Annotated in this window: 18 protein-coding genes; 17 read left to right on the forward strand and 1 reads right to left on the reverse strand. The window is 53.5% G+C overall.

Features of this window, described 5'->3' with window-relative positions:
- Positions 1 to 113: 113 nt before the first annotated feature.
- From yceD to ptsG, 14 genes are all read left to right on the forward strand, one after another.
- Positions 114 to 635 carry a 23S rRNA accumulation protein YceD gene (gene yceD / locus BH714_RS04505; RefSeq protein ID WP_014169570.1) on the forward strand — a complete coding sequence of 174 codons (522 nt, stop codon included), beginning with the start codon at positions 114 to 116 and terminating at the stop codon, positions 633 to 635.
- A 16-nt stretch (positions 636 to 651) separates the two neighbouring features.
- Positions 652 to 825 carry a 50S ribosomal protein L32 gene (gene rpmF / locus BH714_RS04510; protein ID WP_003857964.1) on the forward strand — a complete coding sequence of 58 codons (174 nt, stop codon included), beginning with the start codon at positions 652 to 654 and terminating at the stop codon, positions 823 to 825.
- 80 nt (positions 826 to 905) lie between these two features.
- Complete coding sequence (gene plsX / locus BH714_RS04515; protein ID WP_014169571.1) at positions 906 to 1,940, forward strand: phosphate acyltransferase PlsX; 1,035 nt, start codon at positions 906 to 908, stop codon at positions 1,938 to 1,940.
- A 6-nt stretch (positions 1,941 to 1,946) separates the two neighbouring features.
- The gene (locus BH714_RS04520; RefSeq protein WP_014169572.1) at positions 1,947 to 2,900 is read left to right on the forward strand and encodes a beta-ketoacyl-ACP synthase III; all 954 of its coding nucleotides are present in this window, start codon (positions 1,947 to 1,949) and stop codon (positions 2,898 to 2,900) included.
- A 15-nt stretch (positions 2,901 to 2,915) separates the two neighbouring features.
- Positions 2,916 to 3,845, forward strand: a complete 930-nt coding sequence (fabD, locus tag BH714_RS04525; RefSeq protein WP_014169574.1) for an ACP S-malonyltransferase — start codon at positions 2,916 to 2,918, stop codon at positions 3,843 to 3,845.
- 12 nt (positions 3,846 to 3,857) lie between these two features.
- Positions 3,858 to 4,592, forward strand: coding sequence for a 3-oxoacyl-ACP reductase FabG (gene fabG, locus BH714_RS04530; RefSeq protein WP_014169575.1), 735 nt, complete (start codon positions 3,858 to 3,860; stop codon positions 4,590 to 4,592).
- A gap of 154 nt (positions 4,593 to 4,746) precedes the next feature.
- A complete protein-coding gene (acpP, locus tag BH714_RS04535; protein ID WP_003857954.1) occupies positions 4,747 to 4,983 on the forward strand; it encodes an acyl carrier protein in 237 nt (78 codons plus the stop codon).
- An 89-nt stretch (positions 4,984 to 5,072) separates the two neighbouring features.
- On the forward strand, positions 5,073 to 6,314 hold the full coding sequence (gene fabF, locus BH714_RS04540) for a beta-ketoacyl-ACP synthase II (RefSeq protein ID WP_014169576.1): 1,242 nt from the start codon (positions 5,073 to 5,075) through the stop codon (positions 6,312 to 6,314).
- 121 nt (positions 6,315 to 6,435) lie between these two features.
- On the forward strand, positions 6,436 to 7,245 hold the full coding sequence (gene pabC / locus BH714_RS04545) for an aminodeoxychorismate lyase (RefSeq protein ID WP_040017142.1): 810 nt from the start codon (positions 6,436 to 6,438) through the stop codon (positions 7,243 to 7,245).
- Between the two features lie 2 nt (positions 7,246 to 7,247).
- On the forward strand, positions 7,248 to 8,270 hold the full coding sequence (gene yceG / locus BH714_RS04550; RefSeq protein ID WP_040017143.1) for a cell division protein YceG: 1,023 nt from the start codon (positions 7,248 to 7,250) through the stop codon (positions 8,268 to 8,270).
- The gene (gene tmk / locus BH714_RS04555; protein WP_040017144.1) at positions 8,260 to 8,901 is read left to right on the forward strand and encodes a dTMP kinase; all 642 of its coding nucleotides are present in this window, start codon (positions 8,260 to 8,262) and stop codon (positions 8,899 to 8,901) included. Before yceG ends, tmk begins: the two co-directional genes overlap by 11 nt.
- Entirely contained in the window at positions 8,898 to 9,902 is a 1,005-nt protein-coding gene (gene holB, locus BH714_RS04560) for a DNA polymerase III subunit delta' (protein WP_040017145.1), read from the forward strand. Before tmk ends, holB begins: the two co-directional genes overlap by 4 nt.
- 10 nt (positions 9,903 to 9,912) lie before the next feature.
- Positions 9,913 to 10,707: a metal-dependent hydrolase gene (locus tag BH714_RS04565; protein ID WP_014169581.1), complete on the forward strand. Its 795-nt coding sequence runs from the start codon at positions 9,913 to 9,915 to the stop codon at positions 10,705 to 10,707.
- 296 nt (positions 10,708 to 11,003) lie between these two features.
- Entirely contained in the window at positions 11,004 to 12,437 is a 1,434-nt protein-coding gene (gene ptsG / locus BH714_RS04570) for a PTS glucose transporter subunit IIBC (protein WP_014169582.1), read from the forward strand.
- A 57-nt stretch (positions 12,438 to 12,494) separates the two neighbouring features.
- On the opposite strand, the gene fhuE is transcribed toward ptsG, so the two are convergent.
- Complete coding sequence (gene fhuE, locus BH714_RS04575) at positions 12,495 to 14,684, reverse strand: ferric-rhodotorulic acid/ferric-coprogen receptor FhuE (protein ID WP_040017147.1); 2,190 nt, start codon at positions 14,682 to 14,684, stop codon at positions 12,495 to 12,497.
- On the opposite strand from fhuE, the gene BH714_RS04580 reads away from it, so the two are divergent.
- The 3 genes from BH714_RS04580 to BH714_RS04590 are packed head-to-tail and all read left to right on the forward strand — an operon-like array spanning position 14,674 to position 15,770.
- The gene (locus BH714_RS04580) at positions 14,674 to 15,042 is read left to right on the forward strand and encodes a hypothetical protein (protein WP_040017149.1); all 369 of its coding nucleotides are present in this window, start codon (positions 14,674 to 14,676) and stop codon (positions 15,040 to 15,042) included. The genes fhuE and BH714_RS04580 overlap by 11 nt on opposite strands.
- Positions 15,035 to 15,394 (forward strand): purine nucleoside phosphoramidase, encoded by a 360-nt coding sequence (gene hinT, locus BH714_RS04585; RefSeq protein WP_014169584.1) that lies wholly within the window; start codon positions 15,035 to 15,037, stop codon positions 15,392 to 15,394. Before BH714_RS04580 ends, hinT begins: the two co-directional genes overlap by 8 nt.
- A gap of 1 nt (position 15,395) precedes the next feature.
- Entirely contained in the window at positions 15,396 to 15,770 is a 375-nt protein-coding gene (locus tag BH714_RS04590) for a YcfL family putative periplasmic lipoprotein (protein WP_014169585.1), read from the forward strand.
- The last annotated feature ends 10 nt before the right edge of the window (positions 15,771 to 15,780 follow it).

The raw sequence follows: 15,780 nt of genomic DNA on the forward strand, positions 1-15,780 counted from the left end.
ATGCCAGCCATTTTAAACTACAGGCCGCAATGTGTGCGAATAATTGGCAAAAGGCAGCTGTGGTTGCCTTTTTCTTTGACTATATGACGTTACAAAGTTAATATGCGCGCCCTATGCAAAAGGTAAAATTACCCCTGACTCTTGATCCGGTTCGCACGGCTCAAAAACGCCTCGATTACGAAGGTATTTATACTTCCGATCAGGCTGAGCGTGTCGCCGAATCCGTAGTCAGTGTGGACAGTGATGTAGAATGCTCCATGTCGTTCGCTATCGATAACCAGCGTCTCGCCGTTTTAACCGGCGATGCAAAGGTGACGGTAACCCTCGAATGTCAGCGTTGCGGGAAACCGTTTGTACAGCATGTTCACACAACGTATTGTTTCAGTCCGGTCCGTTCTGACGAACAGGCTGAAGCACTCCCGGAAGCGTATGAACCGATTGAAGTTAATGAATTCGGTGAAATCGATCTTCTGGCTCTGGTTGAAGATGAAATCATCCTCTCCTTGCCAGTCGTTCCGGTGCATGAATCTGAACACTGTGAAGTGTCCGAGGCGGACATGGTCTTTGGGGAACTGCCTGATGAAGCGCAAAAACCAAACCCATTTGCCGTATTAGCCAGCTTAAAGCGTAAGTAATTGAGGAGTAAGGTCCATGGCCGTACAACAGAATAAACCAACCCGTTCCAAACGTGGCATGCGTCGTTCCCATGACGCGCTGACTGCAGTTACCAGCCTGTCTGTAGACAAGACTTCTGGTGAGAAACACCTGCGTCACCACATCACCGCTGACGGTTTCTACCGCGGCCGCAAGGTTATCACTAAGTAATCACGCGTCAGCGTGATTAGGCTTAGTGAGGATTTCCCCGTGCAAACGGGGAATTTACCGAACCAGGCTGTGACGATACCTTGACACGTCTAACCCTGGCGTTAGATGTCATGGGAGGGGATTTTGGCCCTTCCGTGACAGTGCCTGCAGCTTTGCAGGCACTGAATTCTAATTCGCAACTTACACTTCTTTTAGTCGGCAATCCCGACACAATCACGCCATTACTTGCAAAAGCTGACTTCGAACAACGTTCGCGTCTGCAGATTATTCCTGCGCAGTCAGTTATTGCCAGTGATGCACGTCCATCGCAGGCGATTCGCAATAGCCGGGGCAGTTCTATGCGAATGGCGCTGGAGCTGGTGAAGGAAGGACGCGCGGAGGCTTGCGTCAGTGCGGGAAATACCGGCGCGCTGATGGGGCTATCGAAATTGTTGCTCAAACCTATTGAAGGTATTGAGCGTCCGGCGCTGGTGACGGTATTACCGCATCAGCAGAAGGGCAAGACCGTGGTGCTCGATTTGGGTGCTAACGTCGATTGTGATAGTACAATGCTGGCTCAGTTTGCCGTGATGGGGTCGGTGCTGGCAGAAGAAGTGGTCGGGATAAACAATCCCCGTGTTGCGTTATTGAACATCGGTGAAGAAGAGACCAAAGGCCTGGACAGTATTCGCGAAGCTGCCGAATTGCTCAAACAGGTTCCCTCCATCAACTATATTGGTTATCTCGAAGCCAATGAGTTGCTGACGGGGAAAACGGATGTTCTGGTGTGTGATGGCTTCACCGGGAACGTAACGTTGAAGACCATGGAAGGGGTCGTGCGAATGTTTCTCTCACTGCTTAAATCGCAGGGAGAAGGAAAAAAAAGCGCCTGGTGGTTGATTTTATTAAAGCGTTGGTTACAAAAAAGCCTGACGCGGCGATTCAGTCACCTCAACCCCGACCAGTATAATGGCGCCTGTCTGTTAGGATTGCGCGGCATTGTGATTAAGAGTCATGGTGCCGCCAATCAGCGAGCATTTACTGTCGCCATTGAACAGGCAGTGCAGGCGGTGCAGCGACAAGTCCCTCAGCGGATTGCCGCTCGCCTGGAATCTGTATTAGCTAAAAGTGACTGAGCGTACATGTATACGAAGATTTTAGGTACCGGCAGCTACCTGCCAAAACACGTGCGTACCAACGCCGATCTTGAAAAAATGGTAGATACGTCTGATGAGTGGATTGTCACGCGCACAGGTATCCGTGAACGTCGTATTGCCGCGCCAGACGAAACCGTTTCGACCATGGGTTACGAAGCCGCGCAGCGTGCTATCGAAATGGCGGGCATTGATAAAGATCAGATTGGCTTGATCGTGGTTGCCACGACCTCTGCCACGCATGCCTTCCCAAGCGCAGCGTGCCAGGTGCAAAACATGCTCGGCATTAAAGGCTGCCCGGCATTTGACGTTGCCGCAGCGTGCGCAGGGTTCACCTATGCGCTGAGCGTTGCCGATCAGTATGTTAAATCCGGTGCCGTGAAATATGCGCTGGTCATCGGTGCTGACGTGCTGGCACGTACCTGCGATCCAACCGATCGTGGGACGATCATTATTTTTGGTGATGGTGCGGGCGCGGTACTGCTCGGTCAGTCCGAAGAGCCGGGAATCATCTCTACGCATCTGCATGCCGATGGCAGCTATGGCGAATTATTGACCCTGCCTAACGCCGATCGCGTTAATCCGGATAACGCTATTTACCTGACGATGGCCGGTAATGAGGTGTTCAAGGTGGCGGTGACTGAGCTTGCGCACATTGTCGATGAAACGCTGGAAGCGAATAACCTTGACCGCTCCGCACTCGACTGGCTGGTGCCGCATCAGGCGAACCTGCGCATCATCAGCGCGACCGCTAAAAAGCTGGGCATGTCGATGGATAACGTTGTGGTGACGCTGGATCGTCACGGCAATACCTCTGCGGCGTCAGTACCGTGCGCATTTGATGAAGCTGTACGTGACGGACGAATCAAACGGGGCCAGTTGGTCTTGCTTGAAGCCTTTGGTGGCGGGTTCACCTGGGGTTCCGCGCTGGTTCGTTTCTAGTATAAGGATTAAATAATGACGCAATTTGCTTTTGTGTTCCCGGGCCAGGGTTCTCAGGCCGTTGGGATGTTGTCTGAAATGGCAGCAAAGTATCCGGTTATCGAAGAGACTTTCCGTGAAGCTTCCGCTGCGCTGGGTTATGATTTGTGGGCGCTGACCCAACAGGGACCGGCCGAAGAGCTGAACAAAACCTGGCAGACTCAGCCAGCGCTGTTGACGGCGTCCGTTGCGCTGTGGCGTGTCTGGCAGCAGCAGGGCGGTAAAGCGCCAGCGCTGCTCGCGGGCCATAGCCTGGGTGAATACTCTGCGCTGGTGTGTGCCGGTGTTATCGCGTTTGCTGACGCGGTGCGTCTGGTTGAACTGCGCGGTAAGTTCATGCAGGAAGCAGTACCTGAAGGCACCGGTGGCATGTCTGCTATCATCGGCCTCGATGACGCTGCGATTGCAAAAGCGTGTGAAGAATCCGCTGAAGGTCAGGTGGTGTCTCCCGTTAACTTCAACTCGCCAGGCCAGGTGGTTATCGCCGGTCATAAAGACGCGGTTGAACGTGCTGGTGCAGCCTGTAAAGCTGCAGGTGCGAAACGCGCTCTGCCGCTGCCCGTCAGCGTACCGTCCCACTGCGCACTGATGAAACCTGCTGCCGATAAACTGGCCGTTGAGCTTGAAAAAATTACTTTTAACACACCGACAATCTCCGTTGTGAACAACGTCGATGTGAAATGCGAAACCTCGCCGGACGCTATCCGTGATGCGCTGGTTCGCCAGCTCTACAGCCCGGTACAGTGGACCAAAACCGTTGAGTTTATGGCCTCTCAGGGCGTTGAGCATCTGTATGAAGTCGGCCCAGGTAAAGTCCTCACCGGTCTGACAAAACGTATTGTTGACACCCTGACTGCTTCGGCAATTAACGAGCCGGACGCGATGTCAGCGGCACTCTCGCAATAAAAGAGGAATACCATGAGTTTTGAAGGAAAAATTGCCCTGGTCACTGGCGCAAGCCGCGGTATCGGGCGTGCAATTGCTGAAACACTGGTTGCGCGCGGCGCGAAAGTGATTGGTACAGCAACCAGCGAGAATGGCGCTAAGGCCATCAGCGAGTATCTGGGTGCGAACGGTAAAGGTCTGGTTCTGAATGTGACCGAACCTGCATCTATCGAATCTGTTCTGGAAAATATTCGCGCAGAATTTGGCGAAGTGGATATTCTGGTAAATAATGCCGGGATCACTCGTGATAACCTGTTAATGCGAATGAAAGACGACGAGTGGAACGATATCATCGAAACCAACCTGTCATCTGTATTCCGTCTGTCAAAAGCGGTAATGCGCGCTATGATGAAAAAGCGTCATGGTCGTATTATCACTGTCGGTTCTGTGGTTGGTACCATGGGAAATGCTGGTCAGGCTAACTACGCTGCGGCGAAAGCAGGTCTGATCGGTTTCAGTAAGTCGCTGGCACGTGAAGTTGCGTCCCGCGGTATTACTGTAAACGTTGTTGCTCCGGGCTTTATTGAAACGGACATGACGCGTGCGCTAACTGATGAGCAGCGTGCGGGTACGCTGGCAGCTGTTCCAGCGGGCCGCTTAGGCGACCCTAAAGAAATTGCCAGCGCGGTTGCATTTTTAGCCTCTGACGAAGCGGGTTACATCACTGGTGAGACCCTCCACGTCAACGGCGGGATGTACATGGTTTAATCACGATGAAAAATATTTGCGTTATTAGGGCGAATGGCCTCAAAATAACGTAAAATCGTGGTAAGAACTGCCGGGATTTAGTTGCAAATTTTTCAACATTTTATACACTACGAAAACCATCGCGAAAGCGAGTTTTGATAGGAAATTTAAGAGTATGAGCACTATCGAAGAACGCGTTAAGAAAATTATCGGCGAACAGCTGGGCGTTAAGCAGGAAGAAGTTGTGAACTCCGCTTCCTTCGTTGAAGACCTGGGCGCAGATTCTCTTGACACCGTTGAGCTGGTAATGGCTCTGGAAGAAGAGTTTGATACTGAGATTCCGGACGAAGAAGCTGAGAAGATCACCACCGTTCAGGCTGCCATTGATTACATCAACGGTCACCAGGCGTAAGTGAACATCTCCAGGCGGTCATTCGACCGCCTGAGTTTTATCTTTTTTGTCCCACGAATCCCTTTTTTATCCCTCCCTGGAGGACAAACGTGTCTAAGCGTCGTGTAGTTGTGACCGGACTTGGCATGTTGTCTCCTGTCGGCAATACCGTAGAGTCCACCTGGAAAGCTCTCCTTGCCGGTCAGAGCGGCATCAGCCTAATCGACCATTTCGATACTAGCGCCTATGCAACGAAATTTGCTGGCTTAGTAAAGGATTTTAACTGTGAAGAGATCATCTCGCGCAAAGAACAGCGCAAGATGGATGCCTTCATTCAATATGGCATTGTCGCTGGCGTTCAGGCCATGCAGGATTCTGGCCTTGAAATTACGGAAGAGAACGCAACCCGTATCGGTGCCGCTATCGGTTCCGGGATTGGCGGTCTGGGTCTGATCGAGGAAAACCATACATCTCTGATGAATGGCGGCCCGCGTAAAATCAGCCCGTTCTTCGTTCCGTCCACGATTGTTAATATGGTGGCAGGTCATCTGACCATCATGTTCGGCCTGCGTGGGCCAAGCATTTCTATCGCTACCGCATGTACCTCTGGCGTGCATAACATCGGCCAGGCCGCGCGCATGATTGCGTACGGCGATGCAGATGCTATGGTTGCGGGCGGTGCGGAAAAAGCCAGTACTCCGCTGGGAGTGGGTGGCTTTGGTGCAGCGCGTGCGCTGTCTACCCGCAACGATAACCCGCAGGCAGCAAGCCGTCCGTGGGACAAAGACCGTGACGGTTTCGTGCTGGGTGACGGTGCGGGTATGATCGTACTTGAAGAGTACGAACATGCTAAAAAACGTGGCGCGAAGATTTATGCTGAAGTTGTCGGCTTCGGGATGAGCAGCGATGCATACCACATGACGTCACCACCAGAAAATGGTGCGGGCGCCGCGCAGGCAATGGCCAACGCGATTCGCGACGCGGGTCTTACCCCGGAGCACATTGGTTACGTTAACGCGCACGGTACTTCTACGCCTGCAGGCGATAAAGCAGAAGCTCAGGCTGTTAAGTCTATCTTCGGCGAATACGCCAGCCGCGTGCTGGTGAGCTCCACGAAATCCATGACCGGTCACCTGTTGGGTGCGGCGGGTGCAGTAGAGTCTATCTACTCTATCCTTGCGCTGCGCGATCAGGCTGTTCCGCCAACCATCAACCTGGATAATCCGGATGAAGGTTGTGACCTGGACTTCGTTCCTCACGAAGCGCGTCAGGTAAGTGGTATGGAGTACACCCTGTGTAACTCCTTCGGCTTTGGTGGTACTAACGGTTCACTGATCTTCAAAAAGATCTGAGCCTGACTGCATCATGGCGATTAAAAAAGGTCCGCTTGTCGGGCCTTTTTTATTAAGCCTAATCTTCTTGTCGGCTGCATGGCATCCTGCCAGACTAAATGCCCACGCATAAGGAGCCACCATGTTTTTAATCAATGGCCTTGAGCAAAACACGCTGCCTGCTGGTGACAGGGCAACTCAGTTTGGTGATGGCTGCTTTACGACAGCGCGCATTCTCGACGGCAATGTCTGCCTGCTCGAGGCGCACCTTCGTCGTCTTCAGCAGGGTTGTGAAGCCTTGATGATCCCCTTCACGCACTGGGACACATTGCGTCAGGAGATGTGCCAGCTGGCGGCCGGGAAGCAAAGCGGTGTTTTGAAGGTGATCATCAGCCGCGGCAGCGGTGGCCGGGGATACAGCGGTACAGCTTGCCAGCACCCAACGCGGATCCTTTCGGTGTCTGCCTGTCCTGCTCATTATCTGCGCTGGCGTGAAGAGGGCGTTACGCTAACGCTCAGCCCGGTACGTCTGGGGCGAAACCCTATGCTTGCCGGTATAAAACACCTCAACCGCCTTGAACAGGTACTGATTCGCACTCATCTTGAACAGACGGACGCTGATGAGGCGCTGGTTCTTGACAGCGAAGGGTTTATTACGGAATGCTGTGCGGCTAATTTACTCTGGCGGCAGGGGAGCGATGTTTATACGCCGTCGCTCGAGCAGGCCGGCGTCAACGGGATTATGCTTCAGTTTTGTTTGCAGCAGCTGGCACACTCTGGCTTTCGCGTTGTCGAAGTGAGCGCGAGAGAAGAGGCGCTGCACCAGGCTGAAGAAATTATCATCTGTAATGCGCTGATGCCGGTTGTACCCGTCCGCGCGTATGGTCAATACAGCTTGTCCTCGCGCGAGCTGTTTCAGTTTTTAGCCCCGATATGTGAGCAAACCCGATAGTCATGAAGAAAATGTTGCGCTTTGTCCTCCTCCTTATCGTTGCGCTGGGTGTTGCCGGCGGAGCGGGAGTGTGGAAAGTTCGTCAGCTGGCGAACAGTAAGATCCTGATTAAAGACGAGACGATTTTTACCCTGAAAGCGGGGACGGGCCGCCTGGCGCTTGGCGAACAGCTTTATGGCGACAAGATCATTAACCGTCCGCGCGTGTTTCAGTGGCTGTTACGTATCGAGCCTGAACTGTCTCATTTCAAAGCCGGTACCTATCGCTTTACGCCGGGGATGACCGTCAAAGAGATGCTTCAGCTGCTGGAAAGCGGTAAAGAAGCGCAGTTCCCGCTGCGTTTTGTTGAGGGGATGCGCCTGAGCGATTATCTCGAGCAGCTGCGCGATGCTCCGTACATTAAGCATACCCTGAAAGATGACCGCTATCAGACGGTGGCCGAGGTACTGAAATTTGAACACCCTGAGTGGGTGGAAGGCTGGTTCTGGCCAGACACCTGGATGTACACCGCAGGCACGACCGATGTGGCTATCCTCAAGCGGGCGCATAAAAAGATGGTTGCAGCCGTCGATTCCGCCTGGGAAGGGCGCATGGACGGTCTGCCATACAGAGATCAAAACCAGTTTGTCACGATGGCCTCAATTATTGAGAAAGAGACGGCCGTCGCCGCCGAACGCGATCAGGTGGCATCGGTCTTCATTAACCGCCTGCGTATCGGCATGCGTCTGCAAACGGACCCCACCGTCATCTACGGAATGGGCGAGAGTTATACCGGTAAGATTTCAAGAAAAGATCTGGAGACGCCAACGGCGTATAATACCTACGTGATTAGCGGTCTGCCGCCGGGCCCGATTGCCACGCCGAGCGAGGCTTCCCTACGTGCGGCTGCGCATCCTGCTAAAACACCGTATCTCTATTTTGTGGCTGATGGAAAAGGGGGGCATACCTTTAACACCAACCTTGCCAGCCATAATCGCTCCGTTCAGGACTATCTGAAGGCACTTAAGGAAAAAAATGCGCAGTAAATACATTGTCATTGAGGGACTCGAAGGGGCGGGCAAAACCACGGCCCGCAACGTGGTGGTGGATACGCTCAAATCGCTTGGCGTTGCGGACATGGTATTTACCCGCGAGCCTGGCGGTACGCAACTGGCCGAAAAGCTGCGAAGCCTGGTGCTGGATATCAAATCCGTAGGTGACGAGGTCATCACAGATAAAGCCGAAGTATTGATGTTCTACGCGGCGCGCGTGCAACTGGTGGAGACGGTCATTAAACCGGCCCTGGCTAATGGCAAGTGGGTAATTGGCGATCGTCATGACCTGTCGACCCAGGCTTATCAGGGCGGTGGGCGTGGTATTGACCAGACGATGCTGGCCACGCTGCGCGATGCGGTGCTGGGTGATTTTCGCCCTGACCTGACGCTCTATCTGGATGTGACGCCGGAAGTGGGTCTCAAGCGCGCCCGTGCTCGCGGTGAGCTGGACCGCATTGAGCAGGAGTCTTTTGATTTCTTTAACCGTACCCGCGCGCGCTATCTGGAACTGGCGGATCAGGATGGCAGTATTCGCACCATTGATGCGACGCTATCCCTGGAAGAGGTCACCCGCGCTATTCAGAAGACGGTTACGCAGTGGCTACAGGAGCAACAGGCATGAAATGGTACCCATGGTTGCGCCCGCATTTTGAAAAGCTGATCGAAAGCTATCAGGCTGGTCGGGGGCATCATGCGTTACTGATTCAGGCACTGCCGGGAATGGGGGATGATGCATTGATTTACGCCATCACCCGCTTCCTGATGTGTCAGCAGCCGCAAGGCCATAAAAGCTGTGGTAAATGCCGTGGCTGCCAGTTAATGCAGGCGGGCACGCACCCTGACTATTATACGCTCGAGCCTGAGAAGGGCAAAAGCGCGCTCGGTATTGATGCCGTGCGTGAAGTCAGTGAAAAATTGTACGAACATGCGCGGCTCAGCGGCGCAAAAGTCGTCTGGCTCAAAGACGCAGCACAGCTTACCGAGGCGGCGGCGAATGCGCTGCTTAAAACGCTGGAAGAACCGCCGGAGAAAACGTGGTTCCTTCTCTCCTGTCGTGACCCGGGGCGTTTGCTGGCAACGCTGCGCAGCCGTTGTCGTCTTCATCACCTCGCGGTGCCTCAGGAATCATGGGCGCTGAGCTGGCTTGAGCGAGAGGTGACAACGTCACAGGAAGGGGCGCTCTCTGCGTTGCGCCTGAGCAGCGGTGCACCCGCGGCGGCGCTGGCATTACTGCAGCCAGAGGTCTGGTCACAGCGAGACGCGCTCTGCCGGGCCGTTGAGTCTTCCATCACCAGCCGCGACTGGCTAAGTTTATTGCCTGTGCTTAACGGCGATCAGGCCGCGGAACGTCTGCACTGGCTGGCTTCCTTACTTCTGGATGCGCTCAAACTCCAGCAAGGGGCAACGCTACTGACCAACCCGGACGTCTGGCCGCTGGTTAACACGCTGGCGAACAGCCTGTCAGGCGCATCATTACACGCTATCCTTCACGATATCTGTCAGAGTCGTGAACAACTTTTAACAGTGACCGGTCTTAATCGCGAGCTTTTACTGACCGACCAGTTGCTGCGTATCGAACATTACCTGCAACCAGGCGTGACACCGCCTGTTTCCCATCTCTGAGAGAGACATTATGTTTTTAGTCGACTCACACTGCCATCTTGATGGCCTGGATTATCAATCCCTGCATAAAAACGTGGACGACGTGCTTGCCAAAGCCGCTGCCCGTGATGTGAAGTTTTGCCTTGCCGTGGCGACAACGCTACCGGGGTATCGCGCCATGCGTGAGCTGGTGGGCGAGCGCGAGAACGTTGTTTTCTCCTGTGGCGTGCATCCGCTCAATCAGGATGAAGAGTATGACGTTGAGGAACTGCGCCGGCTGGCCGCAGAAGAGGGCGTCGTGGCGATGGGGGAAACCGGGCTGGATTACTACTACACGCCGGAAACGAAACCGCGCCAGCAAGCATCCTTCCGCCATCATATTCGCATTGGTCGCGAGCTCAACAAGCCGGTGATTGTCCATACCCGTGATGCGCGCGCCGATACGCTGGCGATCCTGAAGGAAGAAAAGGTGACGGATTGCGGTGGCGTACTACACTGTTTCACAGAAGACAGAGAAACAGCGGGTAAACTGCTTGATTTAGGGTTTTATATCTCGTTTTCGGGGATCGTGACGTTCCGTAACGCTGAGCAACTCCGCGAAGCTGCGCGCTATGTTCCGCTCGATCGCATCCTCGTGGAAACAGACTCTCCGTATCTGGCACCGGTGCCGCATCGCGGTAAAGAAAATCAGCCAGCCATGACGAGAGACGTAGCCGAGTACATGGCCGTGCTTAAAGGCGTCAGCATTGAAGAGCTGGCCCGCGTCACGACGGACAACTTCTCTACGCTGTTCCATATCGACCCCGCCCGCCTGCAATCTGTTTGATACGCCTGTTTTTTTTAGGCTCGTAATTAATACATAAAACGAGTAAAGTTCACCGCCTCATTTGGGGCGGTGAAGGTGTATTTAGACACATCCAGAAACGCTTTTTGTAAATAACTGAAAGTTTTTCGACCGTCTTAAGCTGAAACGTGATAGCCGTCAAACAAACTCAGAGGGAATTATTTTACTCTGTGTAATAAATAAAGGGCGCTTAGATGTCCTGTCCACGGCACGGTACTCCCCCCGGGCCAATGCGTGAAAGCGTAAAAAAGCACAAATACTCAGGAGCACTCTCAATTATGTTTAAGAATGCATTTGCTAACCTGCAAAAGGTCGGTAAATCGCTGATGCTGCCAGTATCCGTACTGCCTATCGCAGGTATCCTGCTGGGTGTCGGTTCTGCTAACTTCAGCTGGCTGCCAGCCGTAGTTTCCCACGTGATGGCCGAAGCAGGCGGTTCCGTCTTTGCTAACATGCCTCTGATCTTCGCTATCGGTGTGGCGCTGGGCTTCACCAATAACGACGGCGTTTCTGCGCTGGCTGCAGTTGTTGCCTACGGCATCATGGTGAAAACCATGGCAGTGGTTGCGCCACTGGTTCTGCATTTACCGGCAGAAGAGATCGCTGCGAAACACCTGGCAGACACCGGTGTTCTGGGCGGTATCATCTCCGGTGCGATTGCAGCGTACATGTTCAACCGCTTCTATCGCATCAAGCTGCCTGAGTATCTGGGCTTCTTCGCGGGCAAGCGTTTTGTTCCGATTATTTCTGGTCTGGCAGCGATTTTCACTGGCGTGATCCTGTCCTTCATCTGGCCACCAATCGGTTCCGCTATCCAGACCTTCTCTCAGTGGGCTGCTTATCAGAACCCGGTTGTGGCGTTTGGTATCTACGGCTTCATCGAGCGTTGCCTGGTACCATTTGGTCTGCACCACATCTGGAACGTTCCATTCCAGATGCAGATTGGTGAATTCACCAACGCAGCAGGTCAGGTATTCCACGGTGATATCCCACGTTACATGGCGGGTGACCCAACTGCAGGTAAACTGTCTGGTGGCTTCCTGTTCAAAATGTACGGTCTGCCGGCAGCGGCAATTGCTATCTGGCACTCTGCTAAACCAGAGAACCGTGCAAAAGTGGGCGGTATCATGATCTCCGCAGCGTTGACCTCGTTCCTGACCGGTATCACCGAGCCGATCGAGTTCTCCTTCATGTTCGTTGCGCCGATCCTGTACATCATTCACGCGGTTCTGGCGGGTCTGGCGTTCCCAATCTGTATCCTGCTGGGTATGCGTGACGGTACGTCCTTCTCTCACGGCCTGATCGACTTCATCGTTCTGTCCGGTAACAGCAGCAAACTGTGGCTGTTCCCAATCGTTGGTGCGTGCTATGCCGTTGTTTACTACACCATCTTCCGCGTGCTGATCAAAGCACTGGACCTGAAAACACCAGGTCGTGAAGATGCGTCAGAAGACAGCAAAGCCACCGCGACAAGCGAAATGGCTCCGGCTCTGGTTGCCGCATTCGGCGGGAAAGAGAACATCACTAACCTGGACGCGTGCATCACTCGTCTGCGTGTTAGCGTTGCCGACGTCGCGAAAGTAGACCAGCCGGGTCTGAAAAAACTGGGTGCAGCAGGGGTTGTTGTTGCTGGTTCGGGCGTTCAGGCAATCTTCGGGACTAAATCCGATAACCTGAAAACCGAAATGGATGAGTACATCCGCAACAGCTAAGCTGTGACCTGGGGAGACTAAGGCAGCCGAATGGCTGCCTTTTTTATGGGTAGAAACTTAAAAAGAGTAATTCGCGCTGACGGAGACGTTCAGCGGCGCGCCATAGACAACGTATGACCCGACGTAGTCGTAGTATTTTTTATCAAACAGGTTGTTAACGTTGGCCTGCAAGGCCAGATCCCTGGTGACCTGATAACGGCTGAAGAGATTCACCAGCGCATAGCTGCCCTGTTCTGCACGGGACTGGCCTGCCGGGCCACCCTCCACATCCGTCCACACTTTATTCTGCCAGTTCACCCCGCCGCCCACCGCCAGTTCCGGCAGCATAGGCAATTGATAACGGGTAAACAGCTTCATGGTCGTGCGTGGCTGATCGGAACTGACGGCATTCCCGCGCTTATCTTCTGCAATAAACCGTGTCGCCCCGAAGGTTAACTGCCAGTTGTCGGTCAGTGCACCGTTTAGCTCAAATTCAATCCCTTTGCTGACTACGCCATCCAGTGATTTATAAATAGATTCGCCGCTCGGCATATAGGTGTAGGTATTGCTCGCCACGTTATCCTGTTCAATACGGAAAACGGCCAGTGAGGTGGTCAGGCGGGTGTTGAACCAGTCCGCTTTCACCCCCGCTTCGTAGCTTTTCCCGGTCGTAGGGTCGAGGTAACGACCGCTTGCGTCACGCTTGTCCTGTGGCTGGAAAATAGAGGTGTAGCTGACATAGGTCGACCAGTCTTCATTGATGTCATAAACCAGTCCTGCATAAGGCGTTACGTCATCTTTGGAACTTTCCAGACGGGTATCCGGGGAGCCTGCCGGGTTGTAACGAATGTTATAGTTGGTGTAACGCGCGCCAAGGATCAGGTGCAGCGGGTCGGCCAGCGAGAATCGGGCCGAGGTATACGCCGATGACTGGCGAATGTCGTCCTGGCTATAGAGCTTCCACGGTGTCCACTGCGGGTCGGCGATATTGCCATTCCAGTTTTTAAAATTACCCACATCCACCATACCGTATAACGCATCCGGCATGCTGTTATCGTAATGGTTACGCTGGCGGCTGAAGCTCCCGCCAAACATCATCTCATGCTGACGACCAAAAAGGCTGAAATCGCCACGCAGGAAGGCGTCGATGGCATCCTGCTTACGTTCACCGCGGTTCCAGCCGCCGTAGCCGACCATGCCTGCCCCGGTTTCTTTATCCGGATAGCCGGACATATACATCAGTTTGCTGTCGAAATGGGTTTCCGCATGCATGCCGTTGATGTGCGCTTCCCAGCCGTTGTCAAAACGTTGGGTCAGGTTGGCAAAGATACGGGTGTTGTCTTTATCCGAGTAAGCCCAGTCAGGCGCAACGGTCTGGCTGCGGTCGTAATGGGTTTTGCTTCCGTCGCTATACCAGGTTGGCAGACCGCCCCAGGTAGGATCGGCGGTGTGACTTTCCTGATATTCATAGCCTACGGAGAGGGTCGTGCTATCGGTGACGTCGGCATCCACCACGCCATAGAGGAATTTTTTACGGTAGTGGTAGTTATCCACAGCGCTGTCGTTGTCCTGGTAACCGGTGATCAGACGACCGCGCACCTTGCCGGATTCTACCAGCGGGGCCTGTAAATCCAGCACATAGCGCTGCTTGTCCCAGCTGCCGTAGCTGGCGGAGACGTTCCCTTTGAATACGTTACTGTCTGCGTGCTTGCGCACCATATTGACGTAGGCGGATGGGTTACCGGTGCCGGACATCAGCCCGGTAGCGCCGCGAACCACCTCTATACGGTCATAAATGGCGGTGTCGGCGGCGGTGTCGCCAAAGTTCCATACTTCGCTGATGGAGGTCGGCAGGTCATCGAACGCATAGTTACTGACGAAGAATCCGCGCGAGTAAAATACGGTGCGGTCGCTGTCCTGCACCTGGGCCGTTACGCCGGTGGTGTTGGTTAACACCTGGCCGACTGACTGCAGGTTCTGATCTGCCATGCGCTGCTGGCTAATCACGCTGACGGACTGGGGGATATCGCGGGGAACAAGTAACAGTTTGGTCCCGGTGGTGGTGGTTTTTACGCTGTAGTCCTGATCCTGTCCGCTGGAGGGATCCTGTGCGTTATCAAAGCCACCCTCCACAACTACCGTATCTTCGGTCGTGGAGGCGGCAAAACTGACGATTGGCATCAATGCCATAGCAATACAGGCTGCCAGCAACGAAGGTGTTGCGACAGGCTGGCGTTGCCCATCCCTGGTATGAGTAATGAAAGACATCATCAAACCCTTAATGAATGGTGAAGGTGGTCTGCATCAGTCCCGCATGTACGGGCTGATGTCGTTTTCTATGTTGAAAATGCGCATGAAAATGCAAATGCGAAATATACGCATTGAGATTAACGGTGTAAACAGATGTGTCAAAAGGAACAGAAATAATGTTTCAGGCGATCGCGACGCGTCAGCGCTCACTCTCCAGGCAGCTGGAGGACATTCAGGAAAGAAATCGGTGGAGAAGGTTGAAAGGACAGGAGAATCTCGCTCATACTCTTGTGTTGTGTCACACAGTAATACTGAGAATGTGTTAATGGCGGCGCACTACGCCAGATTAAACAAAAAAGGAAAAGGTCATGGCTGAAGAAACGATTTTTAGTAAAATTATCCGCCGCGAAATCCCTTCGGATATCGTTTATCAGGATGAGCTGGTGACGGCTTTCCGGGACATTTCTCCTCAGGCTCCGACACATATCCTTATTATTCCTAATATTCTGATTCCGACCGTAAACGACGTAAAAACCGAGCATGAAGTAGCGTTAGGTCGTATGCTGACAGTGGCCGCAAAAATTGCTGAGCAGGAAGGGATTGCTGATGACGGTTACCGTCTCATCATGAACTGTAATCGCCACGGTGGTCAGGAAGTTTATCATATTCACATGCATCTGCTGGGTGGACGTCCTCTGGGGCCGATGCTGGCACATAAAGGTCTTTGACATGCTTAAAGGGCGTATTGCAGCGCTGGTAATGACGATGTTGATCGTAGGGTGCAGCACGCGTCCGGCGATCCCCGTCAGCGATGAACAGACGCTGGTGATGGAATCCTCCGTACTTGCTGCGGGCATCACGGCGCAACAACCTGCGTTGTCGATCAGTGAAATCAACTCTTCTGCTTCCTCTACGCTCTTTAATGAAAGACAAGAACCAGTGACGGTGCACTACCGTTTTTTCTGGTATGACGTACGAGGTCTTGAAATGCATCCGCTGGAAGCGCCACGCAGCGTCACTATTCCGGCAAGATCGTCGGTAACGCTCTATGGCAGCGCCAACTATCTGGGTGCACATAAGGTGAGACTTTATCTTTATCTGTAAGGGGTGAACC

This window comes from Enterobacter ludwigii (assembly GCF_001750725.1).
Lineage (GTDB): Bacteria > Pseudomonadota > Gammaproteobacteria > Enterobacterales > Enterobacteriaceae > Enterobacter > Enterobacter ludwigii.

Excerpts from the sequence above, each read along its gene's own strand:
- yceD (WP_014169570.1), top strand. The coding sequence starts at position 114 with ATGCAAAAGGTAAAATTACCCCTGACTCTTGATCCGGTTCGCACGGCT.
- rpmF (WP_003857964.1), top strand. The coding sequence starts at position 652 with ATGGCCGTACAACAGAATAAACCAACCCGTTCCAAACGTGGCATGCGT.
- BH714_RS04520 (WP_014169572.1), top strand. The coding sequence starts at position 1,947 with ATGTATACGAAGATTTTAGGTACCGGCAGCTACCTGCCAAAACACGTG.
- fabD (WP_014169574.1), top strand. The coding sequence starts at position 2,916 with ATGACGCAATTTGCTTTTGTGTTCCCGGGCCAGGGTTCTCAGGCCGTT.
- fabG (WP_014169575.1), top strand. The coding sequence starts at position 3,858 with ATGAGTTTTGAAGGAAAAATTGCCCTGGTCACTGGCGCAAGCCGCGGT.
- acpP (WP_003857954.1), top strand. The coding sequence starts at position 4,747 with ATGAGCACTATCGAAGAACGCGTTAAGAAAATTATCGGCGAACAGCTG.
- pabC (WP_040017142.1), top strand. The coding sequence starts at position 6,436 with ATGTTTTTAATCAATGGCCTTGAGCAAAACACGCTGCCTGCTGGTGAC.
- yceG (WP_040017143.1), top strand. The coding sequence starts at position 7,248 with ATGAAGAAAATGTTGCGCTTTGTCCTCCTCCTTATCGTTGCGCTGGGT.
- tmk (WP_040017144.1), top strand. The coding sequence starts at position 8,260 with ATGCGCAGTAAATACATTGTCATTGAGGGACTCGAAGGGGCGGGCAAA.
- holB (WP_040017145.1), top strand. The coding sequence starts at position 8,898 with ATGAAATGGTACCCATGGTTGCGCCCGCATTTTGAAAAGCTGATCGAA.
- BH714_RS04565 (WP_014169581.1), top strand. The coding sequence starts at position 9,913 with ATGTTTTTAGTCGACTCACACTGCCATCTTGATGGCCTGGATTATCAA.
- ptsG (WP_014169582.1), top strand. The coding sequence starts at position 11,004 with ATGTTTAAGAATGCATTTGCTAACCTGCAAAAGGTCGGTAAATCGCTG.
- BH714_RS04580 (WP_040017149.1), top strand. The coding sequence starts at position 14,674 with ATGAAAGACATCATCAAACCCTTAATGAATGGTGAAGGTGGTCTGCAT.
- fhuE (WP_040017147.1), bottom strand. The coding sequence starts at position 14,684 with ATGTCTTTCATTACTCATACCAGGGATGGGCAACGCCAGCCTGTCGCA.
- hinT (WP_014169584.1), top strand. The coding sequence starts at position 15,035 with ATGGCTGAAGAAACGATTTTTAGTAAAATTATCCGCCGCGAAATCCCT.
- BH714_RS04590 (WP_014169585.1), top strand. The coding sequence starts at position 15,396 with ATGCTTAAAGGGCGTATTGCAGCGCTGGTAATGACGATGTTGATCGTA.